Here is a 23,091-nt window from a genome sequence, read left to right on the forward strand (position 1 = left end):
GCGGGGTTCGGCCGCGGCGCGACCGCGGCTGATGATGCCGTGCAGCAGTGAGCGACGTTTCACGTGAAACACGATGCACAGCGGCGATGGCCGAACTGTCGCGACACTCCGGCGTGCGTAGGTTTGGCAGCTTGTGTGGAGTACGTCTCGTCGTCAACCGGATCAGCGGCGCCGCCGCGTCCGCCCCGTCCGAGCGGCCTTTGCCTTCTTCGCTGCGAAGCGCACACCACCGGGGCTCTCCCCGACCACGACCCGTACGACCGTGGACAGAGGATCCACCACTCCTTCGCCCACATGCAGGATGGACGTCTCCACGGCACCGAGCTTGCTGAGCGCCGTGGACGCGCTCTTCAGCTCCTCCTCGGCAGTGTCGCCCTTGAGCGCAAGCATCTCCCCGTACGGCCGCAGCAGCGGAATGCCCCACGTGGCCAGTCGGTCCAGCGGGGCCACGGCGCGTGCCGTCACGACGTGCACCGGCGGCACCTTGCCCATGACCTCCTCGGCACGGCCACGGACGACCGTCACATGGTCCAGGCCGAGCAGCTCCACGACCTCCGTGAGGAAGTTCGTACGCCGCAGCAGAGGCTCCAGCAACGTGATCTTCAGGTCCTCACGGACGAGCGCCAGGGGAATGCCCGGCAGACCTGCACCCGAGCCGACATCGCACACCGTCACGCCCTCGGGCACGACCTCGCAAAGCACCGCGCAGTTCAGCAGGTGCCGCTCCCACAGCCGAGGCACCTCACGCGGGCCGATCAGACCGCGCTGCACGCCCGCCTCAGCGAGCAGCTCCGCATAGCGGACCGCGTCCGCAAAGCGATCACCGAACACCTCGCGCGCCTGCTCGGGCGCAGGGGGAAGCTCCGCTGCCTCCGTCACGGGGGACCGTCCTTCCGTACCGCATCAGCGCACCGGGCGCCGACCATCAGAACTATCAGGCTGACAAAGCTCGGCCCCGCCTGCGCTACAGACGGGGCCGGAGAGTACGGACCGATCAGGCCGGGAGCACGACGACGAAGCGCTGCGGCTCCTCGCCCTCGGACTCACTGCGCAAGCCCGCGGCCTTGACGGCGTCGTGCACGACCTTGCGCTCGAACGGCGTCATCGGCTTCATCTTCACGGGCTCGCCGGTGCTCCTGACCTCGGCAGCAGCCTTCGCACCCAGCTCGGAAAGCTCGGCGCGCTTCTTGGCTCGGTAACCGCCGATGTCCAGCATCAGCCGACTGCGGTCCCCGGTCTCCCGGTGCACGGCCAGGCGCGTGAGCTCCTGAAGCGCCTCCAGCACCTCACCGTCACGGCCGACCAGCTTCTGCAGGTCGCGGCTGCCCGAGTCGCTGATGATCGAGACAGCGGCGCGGTCGGCCTCGACGTCCATGTCGATGTCGCCGTCGAGATCGGCGATGTCCAGCAGACCCTCGAGGTAGTCCGCCGCGATCTCGCCCTCCTGCTCCAGGCGGGTAAGGGTGTCTGCACCCTCGGCAGCGGCGGAGGTGGTGCCTTCCGTCACGGGATGGGCTCCTTCTTACTTCTTGGACGGGGACTTGGGGCGCTGCGGGCCCTTGCGCTGCCCGGACTGGGCCTTGCTGCGGCTGCCACTGCCACTGCCGGGCTTCGGCTCGGCCTTCTTGGCAGCGGCGGAGGGCTTGGCGTCCTCCGGCTCGTCGGACTTGCTCAGCGACGTAGTCGGCTCGGGATCACCGGCCGCCTTCGGACCGCCGGACTGACGCTGGGACTTGCTCTGCCGCTTGGGCTGCTGGCGCTTGGGAGCGGCCGCAGTGCCGGTCGTCGGCGTACCGTCCTCGGACTGGGCGGCGGCAGCGCTCTCGCTCTTCATCACGGTGCCGTCGGTCTGAGCAGCGAGACCCGCCTTGTTCAGGGCGTTGATGAACTTGCGCTCGAACTCGTTGCGGTCACGGCCCTTGGTGACAATCGCCTTGATGATCGTGCGCTCGCTGCGCTTGCGGGCCTTGCCGTGGTTCGTGACGTGCTTGGTCAGGCGCTCCAGGTAGGCGGCCTGGGCCTTGGAACCCGGGGTCGGGTTGTTGTGGATGACGTACATCTGCTGGCCCATGGTCCACACGTTGGTGGTCAGCCAGTAGACGAGGACACCGACCGGGAAGTTGATGCCGAACACGGCGAACATGACCGGGAAGACGTACATCAGCATCTTCTGCTGCTGCATGAACGGCGTCTTCACCGTCGTGTCGACGTTCTTCGTCATCAGCTGACGCTGCGTGTAGAACTGCGACGCCGACATCAGGACGATCATGATCGCGGTGACGACGCGGACGTCGGTGAGGGAGGCACCGAGCGACTCCACCTTCGCCGAGCTGTCGGTGAACTTCGCCGCCAGCGGAGCACCGAAGATGTGCGCCTTACGGGCACTGGCGAGCAGCGAGTCGTTGATGACACCGATCGTCGAACCAGTCGCGATGCCGTTGAGCACGTGGTACAGCGCGAAGAAGAACGGCGACTGCGCCAGGATGGGAAGGCACGAGGAGAGCGGGTTGGTACCCGTCTCCTTGTACAGCTTCATCATCTCTTCGGACTGGCGCTGCTTGTCGCTCTTGTAGCGCTCCTGGATCTTCTTCATCTCGGGCTGCAGCGTCTGCATGGCTCGAGTCGACTTGATCTGCTTCACGAAGAGCGGGATCAAGCAGATACGGATCAGAATCACCAGGGACACGATGGACAGGCCCCAGGCCCAGCCCGTGTCGGGACCGAAGATCTTCCCGTACATCGAGTGGAACTGGACGATGACCCATGAAACGGGTGTCGTGATGAAGCTGAAGAGGCTGGCAATCGTGTCCACTAATCATGCTCCTTGGGCATGGGACGAGGTCTCTGCGGCCGGGCTCGAAGGAACATTCTCCTCGGTGGCCGGTTCGCCGGCGGAGGGCCCGCCCTTGCGTGCACGCCAGGCGCCACGCAGCATTTCGTGCCACCGCGGACGCTTGCGCGGCGGAACATGGTCCACACCACCCAGCGACCACGGATTGCACCGCAGGATGCGCCAGGCCGTGAGCGCCGTGCCCTTGATCGCACCATGCCGGTCGATGGCCGTATAGCCGTAGTGGGAACACGACGGGTAGTACTTGCACACCGGCCCGAGCAGCGGACTGATGGTCCACTGGTACAGCTTGATCAGAGCCAGCAGCGGGTACTTCATCGCGCGCCCCCTCCCAGCAACCGCTCGATGGCGGCATCCAGGTCTCGGGCCAGTTGTGCATGGTCGGCGTCGCCCGCACCGGGCAGCGCTCGTACGACTACCAGGCTACCGGGAGGCAACAGGGCGACTCGGTCGCGCATCAGGTGACGCAGTCTGCGCTTGACCTTGTTGCGTACCACCGCACCGCCCACGGCTTTGCTCACGACGAAACCCGCACGCGTCGGGGGAGCGCTCTCCCCAGGCGCGTGCGGGTCCGTGGTACCGCTACGAAGATGGACGACAAGGGACGGGCGTCCGGCCCGGCGCCCTCGTCGTACTGCGGTCGCGAAGTCCTCGCGCCGCCTCAGCCGATGCTCGGTAGGCAGCACGACGTCATGACCTGATCAGAATCAGGCGGACAGGCTGGCGCGACCCTTGCTGCGGCGGTTCGCGAGAATCGCGCGGCCGGCACGGGTGCGCATCCGCAGGCGGAAGCCGTGGGTCTTCGCACGACGACGGTTGTTCGGCTGGAAGGTGCGCTTGCTCACTCGGGGGCTCCAGAAATCAAATCGGTGGTGGCGGGTGCCGTTCTGGCTGTCACCGTGCGCCCACGAGTAGCTCGCAGTTACGCCCGAGTGCACCGCTTCCCGATCACCTGACGCGATCTGTGCCCATCGGAGGCAGGCGGCAGCAGCCATCGACAACTCGACCTGGTTACGGTACGCGGGGCTACGCCATCCGGTCAAACCAGCGGTCACTGGGAGACACTATCCACAGCCTGGGGACAACAACTTGAACCGCACCCGTCGCCCTGACTACCGTGGCTGAACTCCGATTCGTTCCCTTGTACCTGCCCCACCCCATTTGAATCCCGACCCGTCCCACAATCACACGTTCGTGGGACCCGTGAGAGAGCGTGCCCTGTGGCTGACGTACCTGCCGATCTTGCCGCAGTGTGGCCACGAGTATTGGAGCAACTCCTCGGCGAGGGCCGTGGGCAAGGTGTGGAGACGAAGGACGAGCACTGGATCCGGCGCTGCCAGCCACTCGCGCTGGTCGCCGACACCGCACTGCTCGCCGTACCGAACGAGTTCGCGAAGGGCGTGCTCGAAGGCCGCCTCGCCCCGATCGTCAGCGAGACGCTGAGCCGCGAGTGCGGCCGCCCGATCCGCATCGCGATCACCGTCGACGACTCCGCGGGCGAACCCCCCGCCCCGCCGGCGCCGCCGACCCGCCCCCAACCTCGCTACGAGGAGCCCGAGCTCCCCGCCGGACAGTACGACGGCTACGGCCGCCACCGCACCGACGACCACCGGGGGAACCGCCCCGAGCACCTCCCCGGCGACCCGGGCGACCAGCTCCCCACCGCCCGCCCGGCCTACCCCTCGGAGTACCAGCGCCCCGAGCCCGGCGCCTGGCCACGCCCCTCGCAGGACGAGTACAGCTGGCAGCAGCAGCGCCTCGGCTTCCCCGAGCGGGACCCTTACGCGTCGCCGCCACAGGACCCGTACAACCCCCCGGCACGGGACTCGTACGCCCCGCCCTCCCAGGACTACCGTCCGCAGTCGATGGAGCGCCCGCCGTACGACTCACAGCGCCCCGACTACGACCAGCCACGCTCCGACTACGAGCAGACCCGCCCGGACTACGACCAGCCGCGCCCCGACTACGACCAGCGCGACACCCGCCGAGACCTCCCCGAGCAGCCGTCCGGCTCCGGACACGTGCACCGCGGCGGCCCGGTCGGCTCCTCGCTGCCCGCCTCGAGCGGTGCCCCCGGCCCGCTTGCCGCCAAACCCGCACCAGCCACCGGACCCGGTGAGCCCACCGCGCGCCTGAACCCGAAGTACCTCTTCGACACGTTCGTCATCGGCGCCTCGAACCGCTTCGCGCACGCCGCCGCTGTCGCCGTCGCCGAGGCACCGGCAAAGGCGTACAACCCCCTGTTCATCTACGGGGAGTCCGGTCTAGGCAAGACGCACCTGCTGCACGCCATCGGGCACTACGCGCGCAGCCTCTACCCGGGCACGCGTGTGCGTTATGTGAGCTCGGAGGAGTTCACCAACGAGTTCATCAACTCCATCCGCGACGGCAAGGGCGACAGCTTCCGCAAGCGCTACCGCGAGATGGACATCCTGCTCGTCGACGACATCCAGTTCCTCGCGGACAAGGAGTCGACGCAGGAGGAGTTCTTCCACACCTTCAACACGCTCCACAACGCCAACAAGCAGATCGTGCTCTCCAGCGACCGGCCGCCCAAGCAGCTGGTGACGCTGGAGGACCGGCTGCGGAACCGTTTCGAGTGGGGCCTGATCACCGACGTCCAGCCGCCCGAGCTGGAGACGCGCATCGCGATCCTCCGCAAGAAGGCGGTGCAGGAGCAGCTCAACGCCCCGCCGGAGGTACTGGAGTTCATCGCCTCCCGCATCTCGCGCAACATCCGCGAGCTGGAGGGCGCACTGATCCGGGTGACCGCGTTCGCGTCGCTCAACCGGCAGCCGGTGGACCTGGGCCTGACGGAGATCGTCCTCAAGGACCTGATCCCCGGCGGCGAGGATTCGGCCCCCGAGATCACGTCCACAGCCATCATGAGCGCGACCGCCGACTACTTCGGACTCACCGTCGAGGACCTGTGCGGCACCTCCCGCGGCCGCGCCCTGGTGACAGCCCGCCAGATCGCCATGTACCTGTGCCGCGAGCTGACGGACCTCTCCCTGCCGAAGATCGGCGCGCTGTTCGGCGGCCGCGACCACACCACGGTCATGCACGCGGACCGCAAGATCCGCAATCTGATGGCCGAGCGACGCTCCATCTACAACCAGGTGACCGAGCTGACCAACCGCATCAAGAACGGCTGACAGCCGCTCCTGCACGTCCCTGACCCGTCCCAGACGCGTCACCCAGGGCGCCCCCGGAGGAGATCCGGAGGGCGCCCTTCTTCGTGTCGGCGTTGTCCGCTGTTCGATTAACTGCCGCGTTACGGCCACTCTCCACAGATTGCGCTACTTTCTTGCGTCCACATCCTGGGGACTGCGGAGTTGTCCAGATCCCGATCCACAGGACACCTGTTGAAGAACCATCAACCCAGGTCAAGTGGCTGTGGATTGGTGGATGAAGGATCTCCACAGACTGTGGACAGACGAGTGATCCACAAGCTGTGCACGAAGTTGTCCACCGGCAACCCACAGGCGAGACCCGGTTGTCCCCAGCGATCAATGACTTCTCCACATCGCTGTCCACTGTTCGGCAACGTGACGCGCCTGATCACCGCGTCGAGTGAAAGCCGTCACACAAAGGTGCCGGGTTGGGCTGTGGGAAAGGTGGGTAAAGCTGGGGACGGCGCTGGGGAGAAGTCGCCTCAGGCTGTGCACGGGGTGTGCAGAACTTTCCGTTCTCCACAGAACCCCGGAGTTGTCCACCGGCTCCGCCCACAGGCCCCGTGGACAAAATCTCGCCTCTGAGCTGGGAAAACAGGGTTATCCACGGTTTCCACAGCCCCTACTACTACTCCCAACTAGAGAGAGCAAGAAGTTCGCTTCGAAGGGGGTCCTGTGCACAACTTGCCGTCCGGCTCCCGGCTGCCCCTCGTCACGACTTGACCCCGAGAGGCACCTACTGTCAGTGCCGTGCGTCAGACTGTTCCCCGGTGTCCTTCCCAGCACAGGGACCGACGACACCGAGACAGACGACGAAGCCAGGCAGGGCGAGAAGCGCCGGCAACAGCAGGAGGCGGCAACAGTGAAGATCCGGGTGGAACGCGACGTACTCGCGGAGGCAGTGGCCTGGGCGGCACGCAGCCTCCCGGCCCGTCCGCCGGCGCCTGTCCTCGCCGGCCTCCTGCTGAAGGCCGAGGACGGCGTTCTCAGCCTCTCCAGCTTCGACTACGAGGTCTCGGCGCGTGTGTCCGTGGAGGCGGAGGTCGAGGAGGAGGGCACCGTCCTGGTGTCAGGCCGGCTGCTCGCCGACATCTCCCGCGCCCTCCCCAACCGCCCGGTGGAGATTTCCACAGACGGTGTACGGGCGACTGTGGTCTGCGGTTCCTCCCGGTTCACACTCCACACCCTGCCTGTGGAGGAGTATCCGGCGCTGCCGCAGATGCCGAACGCCACGGGCACCGTGCCCGGTGAGGTCTTCGCCTCCGCGGCCGCCCAGGTGGCCATCGCGGCCGGCCGTGACGACACGCTGCCCGTCCTGACCGGTGTGCGCATCGAGATCGAGGGCGACACGGTCACCCTGGCTTCCACCGACCGCTACCGCTTCGCGGTCCGGGAGTTCCTGTGGAAGCCGGAGAACCCGGACGCCTCCGCGGTTGCCCTGGTGCCCGCCAAGACGCTTCTGGACACCGCCAAGGCACTCACGAGTGGCGACAGCGTGATCCTGGCGCTGTCCGGCTCGGGTGCGGGCGAGGGGCTGATCGGTTTCGAGGGTGCGGGCCGTCGTACGACGACGCGTCTGCTCGAGGGCGACCTCCCGAAGTACCGCACGCTGTTCCCGACGGAGTTCAACACGGTCGCGGTCATCGAGACGGCCCCCTTCGTGGAGGCCGTCAAGCGTGTGGCTCTGGTCGCCGAGCGCAACACCCCGGTCCGGCTCAGCTTCGAGCAGGGCGTGCTGATCCTGGAGGCCGGCTCCAGCGACGATGCACAGGCTGTGGAAAGGGTGGATGCGCAGCTGGAGGGCGACGACATCTCCATCGCCTTCAACCCGACGTTCCTGCTGGACGGGCTCAGCGCCATCGACTCCCCGGTGGCCCAGCTGTCGTTCACGACGTCCACCAAGCCGGCGCTGCTCAGCGGCAAGCCCGCACTGGACGCGGAGGCGGACGAGGCCTACAAGTACCTGATCATGCCGGTGCGGCTCAGCGGCTGATCACTCTCCTCAGAGAACCCGCAGGTCGGGGCGTACGTTTGAGCGCGTATGCCCACAGGTGTGCGTGAGCGTCCGGGTTTAGGCTCGGACGCAGGTACGAAAGTGCCCCACACGCCACACAGCAACCTAAGGAACAACTGATGGAGCTCGGTCTCGTCGGCCTCGGCAAGATGGGCGGCAACATGCGTGAGCGGATACGCCGCGCAGGTCACACCGTCATCGGATTCGACCGCAACCCGGACCTCGCCGATGTCCACAGCCTGGAAGAGCTTGTGGGCAAGCTCAGCGGGCCGCGCGTGGTCTGGGTGATGGTGCCGGCCGGTGCCCCCACACAGTCGACGGTCGACGAGCTGGCCGAGCTCCTGGAGCCGGGAGACGTCGTCGTGGACGGCGGCAACTCCCGCTGGACGGACGACGAGAGGCACGCCGAGGAGCTGGCGGCCAAGGGCATCGGCTTTGTCGACTGCGGTGTCTCCGGAGGCGTCTGGGGCCTGGAGAACGGCTATGCGCTGATGTACGGCGGCGACGCGGAGAACGTGGCCAAGGTGCAGCCGGTCTTCGACGCCCTCAGGCCCGAGGGGAAGTTCGGCTCGGTGCACGCCGGCAAGGTCGGCGCGGGCCACTTCGCGAAGATGGTCCACAACGGCATCGAGTACGCGATGATGCAGGCCTACGCCGAGGGCTGGGAGCTGCTGGAGAAGGTCGACTCGGTCACGGATGTGCGCGAGGTCTTCCGGTCCTGGCAGGAGGGCACGGTCATCCGTTCCTGGCTGCTGGACCTCGCGGTGAACGCGCTCGACGAGGACGAGCACCTCGACAGGCTGAAGGGTTTTGCACAGGACTCCGGCGAGGGACGCTGGACTGTGGAAGCCGCCATCGACAACGCCGTGCCGCTGCCCGCGATCACGGCCTCCCTCTTCGCGCGGTTCGCGTCGCGCCAGGAGGACTCTCCGCAGATGAAGATGATCGCGGCGCTGCGGAACCAGTTCGGCGGCCACGCGGTCGAGACGAAGTAATCCACAGGGCTGCGCAAGCGGTCCACAACCTGGGGGAGGTCGGCGACCGACCATGCACGTCACGCATCTGTCGCTGGCCGACTTCCGCTCGTACGCCCGGGTCGAGGTTCAGCTGGACCCGGGCGTCACCGCTTTCGTCGGCCCGAACGGGCAGGGCAAGACGAACCTTGTCGAGGCGGTCGGCTATCTCGCCACTCTCGGCAGTCATCGGGTGGCCTCCGACGCCCCCCTGGTGCGCATGGGCGCCGACCGTGCTGTCATCCGGGCACAGGTCAAGCAGGGCGAGCGGCAGCAGCTGGTGGAGCTGGAGCTGAACCCTGGCAAGGCCAACCGGGCCCGTATCAACAGGTCCTCGCAGGTCAAGCCGCGGGACGTGCTGGGCATCGTACGGACGGTCCTGTTCGCGCCCGAGGATCTTGCTCTGGTCAAGGGCGATCCCGGTGAGCGGCGGCGTTTCCTCGATGAGCTGATCACCGCCCGCTCCCCGCGTATGGCCGGCGTGCGTTCCGATTACGAGCGCGTGCTGAAGCAGCGCAACACTCTCCTCAAGTCGGCCGCGCTGGCCCGCCGCCATGGCGGCCGTTCCATGGACCTGTCCACGCTTGACGTCTGGGACCAGCATCTCGCGCGCGTGGGTGCCGAGTTGCTCGCCCAGCGTCTGGACCTGGTCGCGGCGATCCAGCCGCTGGCGGACAAGGCGTACGAGCAGTTGGCGCCGGGGGGCGGCCCGGTCGCCCTGGAGTACAAGCCGTCCGCGCCGGGTGAGGCGCATACGCGCGAGGATCTCTATGAGCAGCTGATGGGGGCACTCGCCGAGGCGCGCAAGCAGGAGATCGAGCGGGGCGTCACCCTCGTAGGACCCCATCGGGACGATGTGCTTCTCAAACTCGGTCAGTTGCCCGCCAAGGGGTACGCCTCGCACGGCGAGTCCTGGTCGTATGCGCTGGCGCTGCGTCTCGCCTCGTACGACCTGCTGCGGGCCGAGGGCAATGAGCCGGTGCTGGTCCTCGACGATGTCTTCGCCGAGCTCGATGCCCGTCGCCGGGAGCGCTTGGCTGAGCTGGTGGCGCCCGGTGAGCAGGTGCTGGTGACCGCCGCGGTCGACGACGACGTACCGGACGTACTGACCGGGATGCGGTACTCCGTGTCGGACGGGACGGTGGAGCGCGTATGACGAACGAAGAGCCCGCGCCCAAGAAGCAACCGAAGACCGAGAAGACGGAGAAGTCCCCCGAGCCGTCCGGCGTCGACCTCGCGCGTGTGGCGCTCAGGGCGGCGAAGGAGCAGGCACGCGCGCGTGGGGACGCGGCGCAGCAGAAGAAGCAGGCGCGGCGCGGTGGTCTGCGCTCCGGCGCGCGTGCCGACGGGCGCGACCCGATGGCGCTCGGTGCTGCGATCAACCGGCTGATCACCGAGCGCGGTTGGGAGACCCCGGCGGCGGTGGGCGGGGTGATGGGCCGCTGGCCGCAGATCGTGGGCGAGGACGTGGCCAAGCACTGTGTGCCGGAGAAGTACGACGAGGACGAGCGCGTCCTGGTGGTGCGGTGCGATTCCACGGCCTGGGCGACGAATCTGCGCCTGCTCGCTCCGACGCTCGTGGCCCGTCTGAACGAGGACCTCGGGCACGGCGCGGTGAAGATGATCAAGGTGAACGGCCCCGGCGGTCCCGTCCGTCGCTACGGTCCCCTGCGTGCCCCTGGCAGCACGGGGCCCGGCGACACATATGGGTGACAGACCTCACATCTGAGGGCTGTCGGCGGTCTGGTCGTGGCGCCGGCGGCCGCTGTGTCGTACCAGCGTGCGCGGTTGCGGATCCCGACCTGACTCCCAAGTAGCAAAGGGTTGACAGTCGGAAGCGCTGAGTGCCTCTGTGAGCCTCTTTGAGCCCCGCTCCGTATATGGGGACCCGGAAGACGCCGGTTGAGGGCGCCACATGAGGACTCAGGTACCGGCAAACCCCCATCACTGTCGGCGCTACCGGTAGACTGGAAGCTAATCCCGCCCCATTCGTGGGGACCGTCCGGGAAAAGCTGAGCAACGCTGAACAAGGCTTACCAACGCAACATGCCGCAGCCGCTCCGGCAACCCGCCGACGAGCCTGGCTCGTGCTGTGCCAGAAAGGGCGCTTCGTGGCCGATTCCGGCAACCCCAACGAGAACATCCCGTCCACCGACGCCGGCGAGAACGGTGCGGTGACTTCGTCGAACGGCGAGGTCACCGCCTCGTACGACGCCAGCGCCATCACCGTCCTCGAGGGTCTGGACGCGGTCCGCAAGCGACCCGGTATGTACATCGGCTCGACCGGTGAGCGCGGCCTGCACCACCTGGTGCAGGAGGTCGTCGACAACTCCGTCGACGAGGCGCTGGCCGGCCACGCGGACACCATCGACGTGACGATCCTGGCCGACGGCGGCGTGCGCGTCGTCGACAACGGACGAGGCATCCCGGTCGGCATCGTCCCCTCCGAGGGCAAGCCGGCCGTCGAGGTCGTGCTGACCGTGCTGCACGCGGGCGGCAAGTTCGGCGGCGGCGGCTACGCGGTGTCCGGCGGTCTGCACGGCGTGGGTGTCTCCGTCGTGAACGCCCTGTCGACCAAGGTCTCCGTCGAGATCAAGACCGACGGCCACCGCTGGACGCAGGACTACAAGTTGGGCGTACCGACGGCCCCGCTTGCCAAGCACGAGGCCACGGACGAGCACGGCACCACGGTCACCTTCTGGGCCGACCCGGACATCTTCGAGACCACCGAGTACTCCTTCGAGACGCTCTCGCGGCGCTTCCAGGAGATGGCGTTCCTCAACAAGGGTCTGCGGATCAACCTCACCGACGAGCGCGAGTCGGCGAAGGCCACCGCCGGGGCGGACGAGGCGGGCGAGGACGAGAAGCATGAGGTCAAGACTGTCTCGTACCACTACGAGGGCGGCATCGTCGACTTCGTGAAGTACCTCAACTCCCGCAAGGGAGAGGTGGTGCACCCCACCGTGATCGACCTCGAGGCCGAGGACAAGGACAAGAGCCTCTCCCTCGAGCTCGCGATGCAGTGGAACGGCGGTTACAGCGAGGGTGTGTACTCCTTCGCCAACATCATCCACACGCATGAGGGCGGTACGCACGAAGAGGGCTTCCGCGCCGCGCTGACCTCGCTGATCAACAAGTACGCGCGTGACAAGAAGCTGCTGCGCGAGAAGGACGACAACCTCACGGGTGACGACATCCGCGAGGGTCTGACGGCGATCATCTCGGTGAAGCTGAGCGAGCCGCAGTTCGAGGGCCAGACCAAGACCAAGCTGGGCAACACCGAGGTGAAGACCTTCGTGCAGAAGGTCGTCTACGAGCACCTCAACGACTGGCTGGACCGCAACCCGGTCGAGGCGGCGGACATCATCCGCAAGGGCATCCAGGCGGCCACCGCGCGCGTGGCGGCCCGCAAGGCCCGTGACCTGACGCGCCGCAAGGGCCTGCTGGAGTCGGCGTCGCTGCCGGGCAAGCTCTCCGACTGCCAGTCGAACGACCCGATCAAGTGCGAGATCTTCATCGTCGAGGGTGACTCCGCCGGCGGCTCGGCCAAGTCCGGCCGCAACCCGCAGTACCAGGCGATCCTCCCGATCCGAGGCAAGATCCTCAACGTCGAGAAGGCGCGGATCGACAAGATCCTGCAGAACCAGGAGATCCAGGCGCTGATCTCGGCCTTCGGCACCGGAGTCCACGAGGACTTCGACATCGAGAAGCTCCGCTATCACAAGATCATCCTGATGGCGGACGCCGACGTCGACGGCCAGCACATCAACACCCTGCTGCTGACCTTCCTGTTCCGCTTCATGCGGCCGCTGGTCGAGGCCGGGCACGTGTTCCTGTCGCGCCCCCCGCTCTACAAGATCAAGTGGGGCCGGGACGACGTCGAGTACGCGTACTCGGACCGTGAGCGCGACGCGCTGCTCGAGATGGGCCGCCAGCGCGGCAAGCGCGTGCGCGAGGACTCCATCCAGCGCTTCAAGGGCCTCGGCGAGATGAACGCCGAGGAGCTGCGCATCACGACGATGGACCAGGAGCACCGGGTTCTCGGCCAGGTCACCCTGGACGACGCCGCGCAGGCCGACGACCTGTTCTCGGTGCTGATGGGCGAGGACGTCGAGGCGCGCCGCCAGTTCATCCAGCGCAACGCCAAGGACGTCCGGTTCCTCGACATCTGAGTCGGTCTCAGCTGACCGCACCAGGAAGGATCTTCACCAGCAATGGCCGACGAGACCCCTAATTTTTCTACTGGTCCCAGCACGCCTGAAGAGGGCGGCGAGATCATCATGCGTGTCGAGCCCGTCGGGCTCGAGACGGAGATGCAGCGCTCGTATCTGGACTACGCGATGTCCGTCATCGTGTCCCGTGCGCTGCCCGACGTCCGGGACGGTCTCAAGCCCGTCCACCGCCGCGTCCTGTACGCCATGTACGACGGCGGCTACCGCCCCGAGAAGGGCTTCTACAAGTGCGCCCGTGTCGTCGGCGACGTCATGGGCAACTACCACCCGCACGGTGACTCCTCGATCTACGACGCGCTGGTCCGCCTCGCGCAGCCGTGGTCGATGCGCATGCCGCTGGTGGACTCCAACGGCAACTTCGGCTCCCCGGGCAACGACCCGGCGGCGGCCATGCGGTACACCGAGTGCAAGATGATGCCGCTGTCCATGGAGATGGTCCGCGACATCGACGAGGAGACCGTCGACTTCACGGACAACTACGACGGCCGCTCCCAGGAGCCGACCGTCCTGCCGGCCCGCTTCCCGAACCTGCTGATCAACGGCTCGGCCGGTATCGCGGTCGGCATGGCGACCAATATCCCGTCGCACAACCTGCGCGAGGTCGCGTCCGGCGCCCAGTGGTACCTGGAGAACCCGGAGGCCTCGCACGAGGAGCTCCTGGACGCCCTGATCGAGCGCATCAAGGGCCCCGACTTCCCGACCGGTGCGCTGGTCGTCGGCCGTAAGGGCATCGAGGAGGCGTACCGCACGGGCCGCGGCTCGATCACCATGCGTGCGGTCGTCGAGGTCGAGGAGATCCAGAACCGCCAGTGCCTGGTGGTCACGGAGCTGCCGTACCAGGTCAACCCCGACAACCTCGCGCAGAAGATCGCCGACCTGGTCAAGGACGGCAAGATCGGCGGCATCGCCGACGTCCGCGACGAGACCAGCTCCCGTACCGGTCAGCGTCTGGTCATCGTCCTGAAGCGCGATGCGGTCGCCAAGGTCGTACTGAACAACCTCTACAAGCACACGGACCTGCAGACGAACTTCGGCGCCAATATGCTGGCGCTGGTCGACGGCGTCCCGCGCACCCTCTCCCTGGACGCGTTCATCCGCCACTGGGTGACGCACCAGATCGAGGTCATCGTCCGCCGTACGCGCTTCCGCCTGCGTAAGGCCGAGGAGCGCGCGCACATCCTGCGCGGCCTCCTCAAGGCCCTGGACGCCATCGACGAGGTCATCGCGCTGATCCGGCGCAGCGACACCGTCGAGATCGCGCGCGCGGGTCTGATGGACCTCCTGGAGATCGACGAGATCCAGGCGAACGCCATCCTCGAGATGCAGCTTCGCCGGCTCGCCGCCCTGGAGCGCCGGAAGATCATCCAGGAGCACGACGAACTCCAGGCGAAGATCACCGAGTACAACGAGATCCTCGCCTCCCCGGTCCGCCAGCGCGGCATCGTCAGCGAGGAACTCGCCGCGATCGTCGAGAAGTACGGTGACGACCGCAAGACGATGCTGGTGCCCTTCGACGGCGACATGTCCATCGAGGACCTGATCGCCGAAGAGGACATCGTCGTCACCATCACGCGCGGCGGCTACATCAAGCGCACCAAGACGGAGGACTACCGCTCGCAGAAGCGGGGCGGCAAGGGCGTGCGCGGCACGAAGCTGAAGCAGGACGACATCGTCGACCACTTCTTCGTGTCGACCACGCACCACTGGCTGCTGTTCTTCACCAACAAGGGCCGCGTCTACCGTGCGAAGGCGTACGAGCTTCCGGACGCCGGCCGTGAGGCGCGCGGCCAGCACGTCGCGAACCTGCTCGCCTTCCAGCCGGACGAGGCGATCGCCGAGATCCTCGCGATCCGCGACTACGAGGCGGCGCCGTACCTGGTCCTGGCCACCAAGGGCGGCCTGGTCAAGAAGACGCCGCTGAAGGATTACGATTCGCCCCGCTCCGGCGGCGTGATCGCGATCAACCTCCGGGAGACGGAGGACGGTTCGGACGACGAACTGATCGGAGCCGAGCTTGTTTCGGCCGATGACGATCTGCTTCTGATCAGCAAGAAGGCACAGTCGATCAGGTTCACCGCCACGGATGACAGCCTGCGGCCCATGGGCCGTGCCACCTCGGGTGTCAAGGGCATGAGTTTCCGCGAGGGCGATGAACTTCTGTCGATGAATGTTGTTCGACCCGGTACGTTCGTGTTCACTGCTACGGACGGCGGGTACGCGAAGCGGACCGCCGTCGACGAGTACCGCGTCCAGGGTCGCGGCGGCCTCGGTATCAAGGCCGCCAAGATCGTGGAGGACCGCGGTTCGCTGGTCGGCGCGCTGGTGGTCGAGGAGACCGACGAGATCCTCGCCATCACGCTGTCGGGCGGTGTGATTCGTACGCGAGTCAACGAGGTCAGGGAGACGGGCCGTGACACCATGGGCGTCCAACTGATCAACCTGGGCAAGCGCGATGCCGTCGTCGGTATCGCTCGTAACGCCGAGGCGGGACGCGAGGCGGAGGAGGTCGACGGCGATGTGGCCGTCGACGAGACCGCCGAAGGTGCCGCGACCACCGGCACGGACGAGGGTGAGGCGCCCTCGGCCGAGTAGCACGAGGAGAGAGTCATCGTGAGCGGAGCCACGGGCGCCGGATCGGCCGGTACCCCTACGGGTACGGAATCGGACGGCGGCGGCCGTGGCTCCGCTGCGCGCGCGACAGATCCGCACACGACCCAACTGCGGGCGATCGACGCAGGAAAGATCGACGCGGGAAAGGCCGACTCGCCCTCGCCTGACACTCATGGATCCCAGGGGGGAACTGTGACGGACACCCGCGGCCCGCGGACCCAGCAGCACGAGTCTGGAACGGGCCCGGCCACTCCGGGCGCCCAGCCGCAGCCGTCGGCTCCGGCCCAGCCCGCACCGCCACAGGCGGCCTCGCCGCTTCCCGGGGAGCGGCAGCCGCAGCAGCCCGCCGGGCCCTACCACCCGCCGCAGGCCTACCCGAGCCAGCCTCAGGCGCCCGCTCAGGCGCCCACCCACACACCGACCGGGGCCGTACGGCGGCCGCGCACCGGAGCGCGCACCACGCCCCGTGTCCGCAAGGCACGCCTGAGGGTGGCGAAGGCCGATCCGTGGTCGGTCATGAAGGTGAGCTTCCTGCTCTCCATCGCGCTGGGCATCTGCACGATCGTCGCGTCCGCGGTGCTGTGGATGGTCATGGACGCGATGGGCGTCTTCTCGACGGTCGGCGGCACGATCTCCGAGGCGACCGGGTCGAACGAGTCGAACGGCTTCGACCTGCAGTCGTTCCTGTCGCTCCCGCACGTCCTGATGTTCACGTCGATCATCGCGGTCATCGACGTCGTCCTCGCGACGGCTCTCGCGACCCTCGGCGCGTTCATCTACAACCTCTCCGCGGGCTTCGTCGGCGGCATCGAGCTGACGCTCGCCGAAGACGAGTGACATTGACCTCGACCGTCGCTTCAAACCTGTGCTGCTGGTCCTGACGTCCTGACCTCTGCCGCCGGGCGTGGCCTCTGCCGCCGGTCCGGACGTCCTGACCTCTACGTGCCGGTCGTGACCTCTGCCGCCGGCCCTGAGACAACCGATTTTGGGACTGCCCGCGTCGTGCGCTAATCTTCAGGGGTCAGCGCGCGGGACACACACCGCAGAGCGCGGCGGGGCTATAGCTCAGTTGGTTAGAGCGCATCCCTGATAAGGATGAGGCCACAGGTTCAAATCCTGTTAGCCCCACCAGCACGAAGAAGACCCCCAACCGATTCCGGTTGGGGGTCTTCTTCGTGGGCGGTTCGGGTACGCAAGTTCGCCGTTACGCCGGGGTGCTGGGGGCGGTGCCTCACAGCTGGAGGGGAGTGGCCGGCTCGGAAGTGCCTGTGTCTGCGCCTGCCTCCGTCTCCGCGAGCGGGTTGTGGCGGCAGCTGGGGGACTTTCCGTGGGCCTCGGCGCGGATGCGCTGCTTCATCGTGGGGGGCAGGGCTCTGGAGTAGGACCAGGACGAGTGGGATGCCGTCGGCATCGTCACGGGCGCGCTGCAGTTGCCGGTCGCCTCGGTCTGCGGTACGGCTGCGGCGGCGGTCGTCGTGATGAGTCCGAGCGTCGTGCACAGCGCGAGGAAGGCGGTGACGATGGTGGTCCACAGCTTCATGACCTGGTTCTGGGCCATGGCCCCTCACTTTCGGGTCGGGCGATTTGCGTACTTTCCTCATGATGTGTATTGGGGCCGCGAAGTGGTGGACCGACGCCCGTGGCGCGGCGATGTTCAGATGAACAACACCCGGATGGGCGCAAACGGCTCGAAAATAGGAGAATGAACAGCAAAGTCACCGTCCGTGGGGGTGTGATCACCCTCAGATCGGAGCGGTGGCCTCCGGTTCTACTGCGGTTCGCCGGAGGGGAGTTGGGGGGTCCAGGCAGGTCACCGATCGGTATCGGTCGGTGTGTATAGTCGGGCGCCAGAGGTCCCCTACGTCAACGAAAGACGAGGTCGCGCGGTGAAGAAGCTTCTCCTGGTCGCACTGGCCGCCATCGGCGGGCTCCTCGTGTACCGCCAGATCCAGGCGGATCGCGCCGAGCAGGATCTGTGGACGGAGGCGACTGACTCCGTGCCCACGGGTTCGTGAGCATCGACAACGGAAACTGAACAGACCCCGGCCGTCCTAGCGGTCGGGGTTTTGTGTTGCGCGGATGAGGCGCGGCCTCGCGGGGCAGGATGGGCCACGGTCCAGCGGTCCGGACGACGACGAGGGGTGGCGCGTGATGGGGCGGCGTACGGCGTGGTGGCGCGCGGGGGCATGGCGCGGGCGTCCGTCTGCACGCGCGCGCGTGGCGGCCGTGGCAGCGGTGCTGTGTACGGCAGCTGCGGCGTCCTGGCCGGCCGGCGCCGCGGCGGCCGCCGGAACCCCGAGCACCGACGTCTCCTCCGTTGCTCCCTCCTACGCCTTTGCGCAGGACGCCCGGTCCGTGGACGGGGCGAAGGGGATCACGGACGCCCAGCGCCTCGAGGCCGGCAAGACCTACCGCAGCTCCCTCTCCAGGGACGCGAAGGTCTACTACAGCCTTGACCTCGACGCCGCGTCGAACGCGTACGTCTCCGTCACAGCCGTCCCCCGCGCAGGCGCCACGCTCTCCGTGACCGACGGCATCAGGGTCTCGGTGCAGGACGACGACAACCACTCCTGCTCCAACGAGAGCGCGCGTTTCGGCGCCGCCAGGAGTCCGCACCCCATCACGGCATGGGGCGCACGAACGACTTCCCCGGCCGACCCCGTGTGCCAGGGCGTCGGCATCTACTACGTCGTCGTCGAGCGCGTCGGTACGGCGGACTCCTCGCCCGGCGCCTGGGACCTGGAGCTCACCGCCGCAACCGAACCGCACCTGAAACAGGACGGTTCGACGAGCCCGCCCACGGTCTGGAACTCCGCCTCGCCCACCCCTGTCTCGGGCGAGGCCAAGCGCAGCCAGGGGGGCGCGGGGTTCTCCCGGGCGGCCTCCGTGGGACGGGGCGTCTGGAACGCCGACATCTCGCCCGGCCAGACGCTCTTCTACAAGGTCCCGGTCGACTGGGGCCAACAGCCGTCCGCCACGGCCGAACTGGGCAGCGCGAACGGCGACGTCCACGGCTACGCCATCGACGCCCTGGCCCTGACGCTCTACAACCCCGTGCGCGCCGACGTGGAAGACGCGCGCGTCGGTTACGACGGCAAGCAGAAGTCGGCCTCTCTCGCCCCGGTGCCGGCTGTCGACTACGCCAACCGCTACGCCGTCCGCGACCAGGTGAACGGAATGCGGTTCGCCGGCTCGTACTACCTGGTGGTGCACCTCGCCGCAGGGGTGGCCGACAAGTTCGGCGACGGGCCGTTCGGGCTGACCCTGCGCGTCGGCGTCGAGGGCGCGGCGCAGGACGGTCCCGGGTATGCGGGGCAGTCCGTGCCGCGGAACGTCTTCGAGGTCACCGCGCAGGACCGGCAGGCAGCCGCGGAGGGCGGGACCGGAGACGCCGACGTCACGATGAAGGCCGTCGCAGCGGGCGGGATCGGAGCGGGCACGGTCGTGCTCGTCGTGCTCGGGGTGTGGACGGTCGCAGCCCGGCGGAGGGCGCGGGTCTGGTGAGTCCTATGGCTCGGTGCAGGGATCCTGGCCTGGTGGGACCTGGTGGAGTCCTGCCACCCGTGGGTCGGGGCCGGTGGAGGGTTCAGATGCGGGTCAGCGCCCAGAACCCCACGGCATAGCAGGTCAGCGCGAGAAGCAGGAGCGGGACCGCCACCTTGGCGGGCGGGCCGGGGCGGCGTGCCGGGCGGGCGCGGTGGCTGCGGCGCGTGGGCTCCTGCGGGATTCCCTGCGCGGAAGGCGGAACCTGCGGGACCTGTGCGGTGTACGAAAGGGTAGAGGCATCGGCGCGCTGGTGCGGCGTCGGCGTCAGGGCCTGGGCGGGGTGCAGCGGCGCGTGTGACGGGGGGGAGGGCAGTACACGCGTGGGGTCATGGGGGGAGACGTAGGCGGACTGGTGCAGGCCGTCCTGGTGGGGGTGTGCGTGGGGCATTGGCGTCTGTGGAGCGGGAGTTCGGGCGGAGGAGACGGTGGCCTGCGGGGGCGGCAGATGGAAGCTGCCGGTGTCCGACATGCTGGGTGGCTGCGTGGGGACGGACGGCTCCGGCTGATGCCCGGGGCCCTGACGGGGATCGGGCGGTGGAGTGACGCCCGTGGACGCCATGGCGTCTGCGTCCGATGCGGACGGCACGGAAGACGCCTCTGCCTCAACAGGCCGCGACGGAGCCTCACTTGCACCGGTCTCGAGAGTGTCCGCCTCCCTCTTCGCCCTCACCCCCGGTGCGGGTTTGAGGGGGCCGGTGGGGGCGAACCCTGGTGGGAGGGGGCCGAGTTGGTCGAAGATCTCGATCAGCTCGTCGTCGGGGCCGGGTTCCGGCAGGAGCTCCCTGGCGGAGGCGAGCGCCTTACGGGCCCCCGTGGCCGTGCGGAACCGGGACTGCGGGTCGGGCTGCAGCAGCATGGCCACGACCTGCCACAGCGGCTCGGGAATGCCCTTGGGCGCGCTCGGCGTCCCGTGCGCCGCGAAGTACTGGATGAGCGCCTTGGCGTCCGGCTTGGCACCCTCCAGCAGATACAGCGCGACCAGTCCCACCGCGAACAGGTCGGCGGGGAAGTCCGGTTCCGCGCCCATCATCTGCTCGGGCGCGAGATAACCCGGTGTCCCCACCACGAGGTTGGTCTCCGTCAGACGCGGTTCACCCAGCCGCATCGCGATGCCGAAGTCGGACAGCCGCAGCCGCGGCCGGCCCGTGCCGGTGGCTTCCAGGAGGACATTGGCGGGCTTGATGTCGCGGTGCACCACGCCTTCCGCGTGCACCGCGGACAGCCCCGACAGGAGCTGGTCGAGCAGGGTGCAGACGAACGCCGGGGGCAGGGGCCCGTAGTCCCCGACCAGATGAACCAGCGAGCCGCCGGCGACGAGGTCCATGGTGAACAGGACCTTGTCGTCGTCGGCGGCCCAGCTGGCGGGCGCGAGCACATGAGGGTGATCGATACGCAGGGCCTGCTCGCGGACGAAGCGCAGCAGAGAGTGCGCATCGCTCTGCTGCAGCACCTTGGCGGCCACATAGCGGCGGCGGCGGTGGTCCCAGGAGCGCCAGACGGCGCCGACTCCTCCGCGTCCGATCGGGTCGACCAGTTCGTACCGGCCGGCGAAGACCTCACCCATGGCTGTGCGTCGCTCCTCCCCCTTCGGCTACCCCCCTTGCCTGCCCCTCGACGGGTGCTACGACTCCCCCTGCGCCATTCCTCGTTGAGTGTGACGACTGTGATGAGTGATACGAGCCCCCGCGCCGCTCCTCGGCCGTAGGCCCGGCTGCCGAACCCCCTTCGGCGACCGGGCCACGCGTTCAGCTCTGGTGCGACTGGTAGTGCGTGACCGCGTCGGAGGTGCGGCCGGCGCCGTACACCCGGAGAAACTCTGCCAGTTCCGGATGGCTGGGGGCGAGAGTGTCCGCGGCATCGATGATGTCGCCCGCGGCGGCCACCGAGCGCAGCAGCGACTGGATCTCGCGGACGACCCGCTTGACCGTGGGCGCTCCCGAACTGCTCGTCGTGGTCGTGGTGTTGCTGAGCACCGATCCCCCCTGCGACTTCTTGATCTCTTCCATGCGCTCCGTGGCCTCGGCCGCGCTCACGCTGCCGTCCGCGACCTGCCCCGCCAGGTCCTGCAGCAGCTGCACCCGCTGTACGACAGCCGGGTTGCCGATCTTCGCCCGCTGGCCGCTCATCAGCTGTGACAGCATCGGAGCGGACAGTCCGAGCACCCCCGCGAGACGGGCCTGATTGAGGCCCAGATCTTCTATGAGCTTACGGAAGAGCGCCCCCAACGGCTCCCCGTACCAGTTCCGCTGCAGTTCCCGCGCTCTTGCGGTCGCTTCCTGCTGTGCGGCGTCCATTGCGTCTCCCCATCGCTTCCCCAAGTACTGTGGTTCGCTGTAGCGAACCACGCCGAGCATCTTACGGAGAGTGGTCGTCCACGGGGACCCCCAATCTTTTTGCGAGATCCCGGGGGTGACCCGGTACTCTGGTCTGCGGCGCCCACCGGTACGCGGTTCTTCCGGGGGACGCTCCTTTTCCGGGGCCTTAGCTCAGTTGGTAGAGCGCTGTCTTTGCATGGCAGATGTCAGGGGTTCGACTCCCCTAGGCTCCACTCGTGAAATGCCCTCTGAACTGCGGAAACGCGGTTTCAGGGGGCATTTTTGGTGCGCGCGCGGCAGGGGGACGGGCGGGGGAGCCCGTTCCTTGAGATTCTCGGGCCGGTGTCCCTGGGACCGCCGGTATGGCGGATGACGGTTCCGATCCCCGGCGCGGGGCCTGCTTTCACCTGCCGGCGATCGGTCAGCCGCAGCGCGGCGGCCTCATAGGACATGCCCGCCACCTGGGACGCCAGGGCGAGGCCGATTTACCGACTCCCGAACCGTCAGGATCGGCTCTGCGATGTCACTCCGTGCGCGTCCGGCCGTTCTTGAGCACCCCGTAGTAGTCGCTGTAGGGGAGTTCCAGCTTGAACACCTGGCCGTACCGTTTCCGGATGGCGGCGACCGTGGCGGTCTTCGGGTCATGGACCACGCGGGACACCGGCGGATCGTCGACGAGGCCGGCGTAGGGCTCCTCGACCAGTTGGCGCGGGGCGGTGCCGCGTATCGCGTCCCAGGTCAGGGTCTGTCCGGGGACGGCCAGCCGGGTCGGTTCCGTGGTCTGTGGACTGTGGGGGTTCGGGGCGTGGCCCCGGTAGTAGGCGACGATCTGCCTGCCGTGGTCGTCGTGTGTGAAGGGGATGGGACGTCCGGATCCTTCCGGCCGGGAGCGGGCGTGGTCGCCCGCGGTCAGGATCGCGTCGAGGGTGTCGCCCATGTGCTTGGGGTCGGCGCCGTAGTAGGCGGTGATGTTCATCGAGCAGGCGATCTTGTAGTTGTCGGTCTTCTGCTGGAAGAACCAGCCCGGTCCCGATCCCGGCACGCACACGTCGTGCACCACGACCAGGCCGAGCTCCAGGGGTGTGTGGTCGGCGTACGCCCGTGCCACGTCCCGCAGCCGTTCCTCCGCCTGCTCCCGGGCCCGTACCGCCTGGCCGCTCTCTCCGAGCTTGCGCAACTGCTTGTCGCTGACGGCACGGTCCGAGGTCGTGGAACAGGCCGAGACGGCGAGCAGGACGATCACCGCCAACGATCCCCACACGCTCTTCGAGCCGGCGGCACGCCGCGCGAAGGCCCTCATGCTTGTCCGCCTCTCATCGACAGTTGCCTCTCCATCG

General features: G+C 67.9%; 20 protein-coding genes and 2 tRNA genes. 12 read left to right on the forward strand and 10 right to left on the reverse strand.

Annotated elements, in window-relative coordinates; genetic code table 11:
• Nucleotides 1–162 precede the first annotated feature (162 nt).
• The 6 genes from rsmG to rpmH all read right to left on the reverse strand — a co-directional run bounded on the left by rsmG (nt 163) and on the right by rpmH (nt 3,696).
• Nucleotides 163–879 (reverse strand): 16S rRNA (guanine(527)-N(7))-methyltransferase RsmG, encoded by a 717-nt coding sequence (gene rsmG, locus P2Q00_RS39035; RefSeq protein ID WP_275779076.1) that lies wholly within the window; start codon nt 877–879, stop codon nt 163–165.
• 115 nt (nt 880–994) lie between these two features.
• Nucleotides 995–1,507: a Jag family protein gene (locus tag P2Q00_RS39040; protein ID WP_275779078.1), complete on the reverse strand. Its 513-nt coding sequence runs from the start codon at nt 1,505–1,507 to the stop codon at nt 995–997.
• 15 nt (nt 1,508–1,522) lie between these two features.
• The gene (gene yidC, locus P2Q00_RS39045; RefSeq protein ID WP_275779080.1) at nt 1,523–2,812 is read right to left on the reverse strand and encodes a membrane protein insertase YidC; all 1,290 of its coding nucleotides are present in this window, start codon (nt 2,810–2,812) and stop codon (nt 1,523–1,525) included.
• Between the two features lie 3 nt (nt 2,813–2,815).
• Nucleotides 2,816–3,169: a membrane protein insertion efficiency factor YidD gene (gene yidD, locus P2Q00_RS39050; RefSeq protein ID WP_275779082.1), complete on the reverse strand. Its 354-nt coding sequence runs from the start codon at nt 3,167–3,169 to the stop codon at nt 2,816–2,818.
• The gene (gene rnpA / locus P2Q00_RS39055) at nt 3,166–3,537 is read right to left on the reverse strand and encodes a ribonuclease P protein component (RefSeq protein WP_275779084.1); all 372 of its coding nucleotides are present in this window, start codon (nt 3,535–3,537) and stop codon (nt 3,166–3,168) included. The genes yidD and rnpA overlap by 4 nt, the downstream gene beginning before the upstream one ends.
• 21 nt (nt 3,538–3,558) lie before the next feature.
• Nucleotides 3,559–3,696 carry a 50S ribosomal protein L34 gene (rpmH, locus tag P2Q00_RS39060; RefSeq protein ID WP_005482975.1) on the reverse strand — a complete coding sequence of 46 codons (138 nt, stop codon included), beginning with the start codon at nt 3,694–3,696 and terminating at the stop codon, nt 3,559–3,561.
• 375 nt (nt 3,697–4,071) lie between these two features.
• Here rpmH and dnaA point away from each other — a divergent pair, with 375 nt between their 5' ends.
• From dnaA to P2Q00_RS39105, 9 genes are all read left to right on the forward strand, one after another.
• Nucleotides 4,072–6,006: a chromosomal replication initiator protein DnaA gene (gene dnaA, locus P2Q00_RS39065; protein WP_275779087.1), complete on the forward strand. Its 1,935-nt coding sequence runs from the start codon at nt 4,072–4,074 to the stop codon at nt 6,004–6,006.
• Nucleotides 6,007–6,886: 880 nt separating this feature from the next.
• On the forward strand, nt 6,887–8,017 hold the full coding sequence (gene dnaN, locus P2Q00_RS39070; RefSeq protein ID WP_275779088.1) for a DNA polymerase III subunit beta: 1,131 nt from the start codon (nt 6,887–6,889) through the stop codon (nt 8,015–8,017).
• Nucleotides 8,018–8,157: 140 nt separating this feature from the next.
• A complete protein-coding gene (gene gnd, locus P2Q00_RS39075; RefSeq protein ID WP_275779090.1) occupies nt 8,158–9,033 on the forward strand; it encodes a phosphogluconate dehydrogenase (NAD(+)-dependent, decarboxylating) in 876 nt (291 codons plus the stop codon).
• Between the two features lie 52 nt (nt 9,034–9,085).
• Complete coding sequence (recF, locus tag P2Q00_RS39080) at nt 9,086–10,207, forward strand: DNA replication/repair protein RecF (protein ID WP_275779092.1); 1,122 nt, start codon at nt 9,086–9,088, stop codon at nt 10,205–10,207.
• Entirely contained in the window at nt 10,204–10,764 is a 561-nt protein-coding gene (locus tag P2Q00_RS39085) for a DciA family protein (protein ID WP_275779094.1), read from the forward strand. Before recF ends, P2Q00_RS39085 begins: the two co-directional genes overlap by 4 nt.
• 398 nt (nt 10,765–11,162) lie before the next feature.
• The gene (gene gyrB / locus P2Q00_RS39090) at nt 11,163–13,223 is read left to right on the forward strand and encodes a DNA topoisomerase (ATP-hydrolyzing) subunit B (RefSeq protein WP_275779095.1); all 2,061 of its coding nucleotides are present in this window, start codon (nt 11,163–11,165) and stop codon (nt 13,221–13,223) included.
• Between the two features lie 42 nt (nt 13,224–13,265).
• Nucleotides 13,266–15,875, forward strand: coding sequence for a DNA gyrase subunit A (gene gyrA / locus P2Q00_RS39095; RefSeq protein ID WP_425579542.1), 2,610 nt, complete (start codon nt 13,266–13,268; stop codon nt 15,873–15,875).
• An 18-nt stretch (nt 15,876–15,893) separates the two neighbouring features.
• Nucleotides 15,894–16,730, forward strand: a complete 837-nt coding sequence (locus tag P2Q00_RS39100) for a DUF3566 domain-containing protein (protein ID WP_275779097.1) — start codon at nt 15,894–15,896, stop codon at nt 16,728–16,730.
• Between the two features lie 217 nt (nt 16,731–16,947).
• Nucleotides 16,948–17,024: transfer RNA gene (locus P2Q00_RS39105), tRNA-Ile, on the forward strand.
• 100 nt (nt 17,025–17,124) lie between these two features.
• On the opposite strand, the gene P2Q00_RS39110 is transcribed toward P2Q00_RS39105, so the two are convergent.
• Complete coding sequence (locus P2Q00_RS39110; RefSeq protein WP_275779098.1) at nt 17,125–17,451, reverse strand: DUF6344 domain-containing protein; 327 nt, start codon at nt 17,449–17,451, stop codon at nt 17,125–17,127.
• A 328-nt stretch (nt 17,452–17,779) separates the two neighbouring features.
• On the opposite strand from P2Q00_RS39110, the gene P2Q00_RS39115 reads away from it, so the two are divergent.
• Entirely contained in the window at nt 17,780–17,908 is a 129-nt protein-coding gene (locus tag P2Q00_RS39115) for a DLW-39 family protein (protein WP_003999697.1), read from the forward strand.
• 136 nt (nt 17,909–18,044) lie between these two features.
• Nucleotides 18,045–19,397 (forward strand): hypothetical protein, encoded by a 1,353-nt coding sequence (locus P2Q00_RS39120; protein ID WP_275779099.1) that lies wholly within the window; start codon nt 18,045–18,047, stop codon nt 19,395–19,397.
• A gap of 82 nt (nt 19,398–19,479) precedes the next feature.
• On the opposite strand, the gene P2Q00_RS39125 is transcribed toward P2Q00_RS39120, so the two are convergent.
• Both P2Q00_RS39125 and P2Q00_RS39130 read right to left on the reverse strand, forming a co-directional pair.
• Nucleotides 19,480–21,003 carry a serine/threonine protein kinase gene (locus tag P2Q00_RS39125; RefSeq protein WP_275779100.1) on the reverse strand — a complete coding sequence of 508 codons (1,524 nt, stop codon included), beginning with the start codon at nt 21,001–21,003 and terminating at the stop codon, nt 19,480–19,482.
• A gap of 181 nt (nt 21,004–21,184) precedes the next feature.
• Complete coding sequence (locus P2Q00_RS39130) at nt 21,185–21,733, reverse strand: helix-turn-helix domain-containing protein (RefSeq protein ID WP_030938997.1); 549 nt, start codon at nt 21,731–21,733, stop codon at nt 21,185–21,187.
• A 181-nt stretch (nt 21,734–21,914) separates the two neighbouring features.
• Here P2Q00_RS39130 and P2Q00_RS39135 point away from each other — a divergent pair.
• Nucleotides 21,915–21,987: transfer RNA gene (locus P2Q00_RS39135), tRNA-Ala, on the forward strand.
• 290 nt (nt 21,988–22,277) lie between these two features.
• On the opposite strand, the gene P2Q00_RS39140 is transcribed toward P2Q00_RS39135, so the two are convergent.
• Nucleotides 22,278–23,054: a hypothetical protein gene (locus tag P2Q00_RS39140; protein WP_275779101.1), complete on the reverse strand. Its 777-nt coding sequence runs from the start codon at nt 23,052–23,054 to the stop codon at nt 22,278–22,280.
• Nucleotides 23,055–23,091: the final 37 nt, after the last annotated feature.

Origin of the sequence: Streptomyces coacervatus (assembly GCF_029223485.1) — a bacterium.
Lineage (GTDB): Bacteria > Actinomycetota > Actinomycetes > Streptomycetales > Streptomycetaceae > Streptomyces > Streptomyces coacervatus.

Bases quoted from the DNA above. Each gene is read 5' to 3' on its own strand.
- gyrA (WP_425579542.1), top strand. From the start codon at position 13,266: ATGGCCGACGAGACCCCTAATTTTTCTACTGGTCCCAGCACGCCTGAA.
- P2Q00_RS39130 (WP_030938997.1), bottom strand. From the start codon at position 21,733: ATGGACGCCGCACAGCAGGAAGCGACCGCAAGAGCGCGGGAACTGCAG.
- recF (WP_275779092.1), top strand. From the start codon at position 9,086: ATGCACGTCACGCATCTGTCGCTGGCCGACTTCCGCTCGTACGCCCGG.
- P2Q00_RS39085 (WP_275779094.1), top strand. From the start codon at position 10,204: ATGACGAACGAAGAGCCCGCGCCCAAGAAGCAACCGAAGACCGAGAAG.
- P2Q00_RS39140 (WP_275779101.1), bottom strand. From the start codon at position 23,054: ATGAGGGCCTTCGCGCGGCGTGCCGCCGGCTCGAAGAGCGTGTGGGGA.
- P2Q00_RS39125 (WP_275779100.1), bottom strand. From the start codon at position 21,003: ATGGGTGAGGTCTTCGCCGGCCGGTACGAACTGGTCGACCCGATCGGA.
- P2Q00_RS39120 (WP_275779099.1), top strand. From the start codon at position 18,045: ATGGGGCGGCGTACGGCGTGGTGGCGCGCGGGGGCATGGCGCGGGCGT.
- gnd (WP_275779090.1), top strand. From the start codon at position 8,158: ATGGAGCTCGGTCTCGTCGGCCTCGGCAAGATGGGCGGCAACATGCGT.
- yidD (WP_275779082.1), bottom strand. From the start codon at position 3,169: ATGAAGTACCCGCTGCTGGCTCTGATCAAGCTGTACCAGTGGACCATC.
- P2Q00_RS39110 (WP_275779098.1), bottom strand. From the start codon at position 17,451: ATGGCCCAGAACCAGGTCATGAAGCTGTGGACCACCATCGTCACCGCC.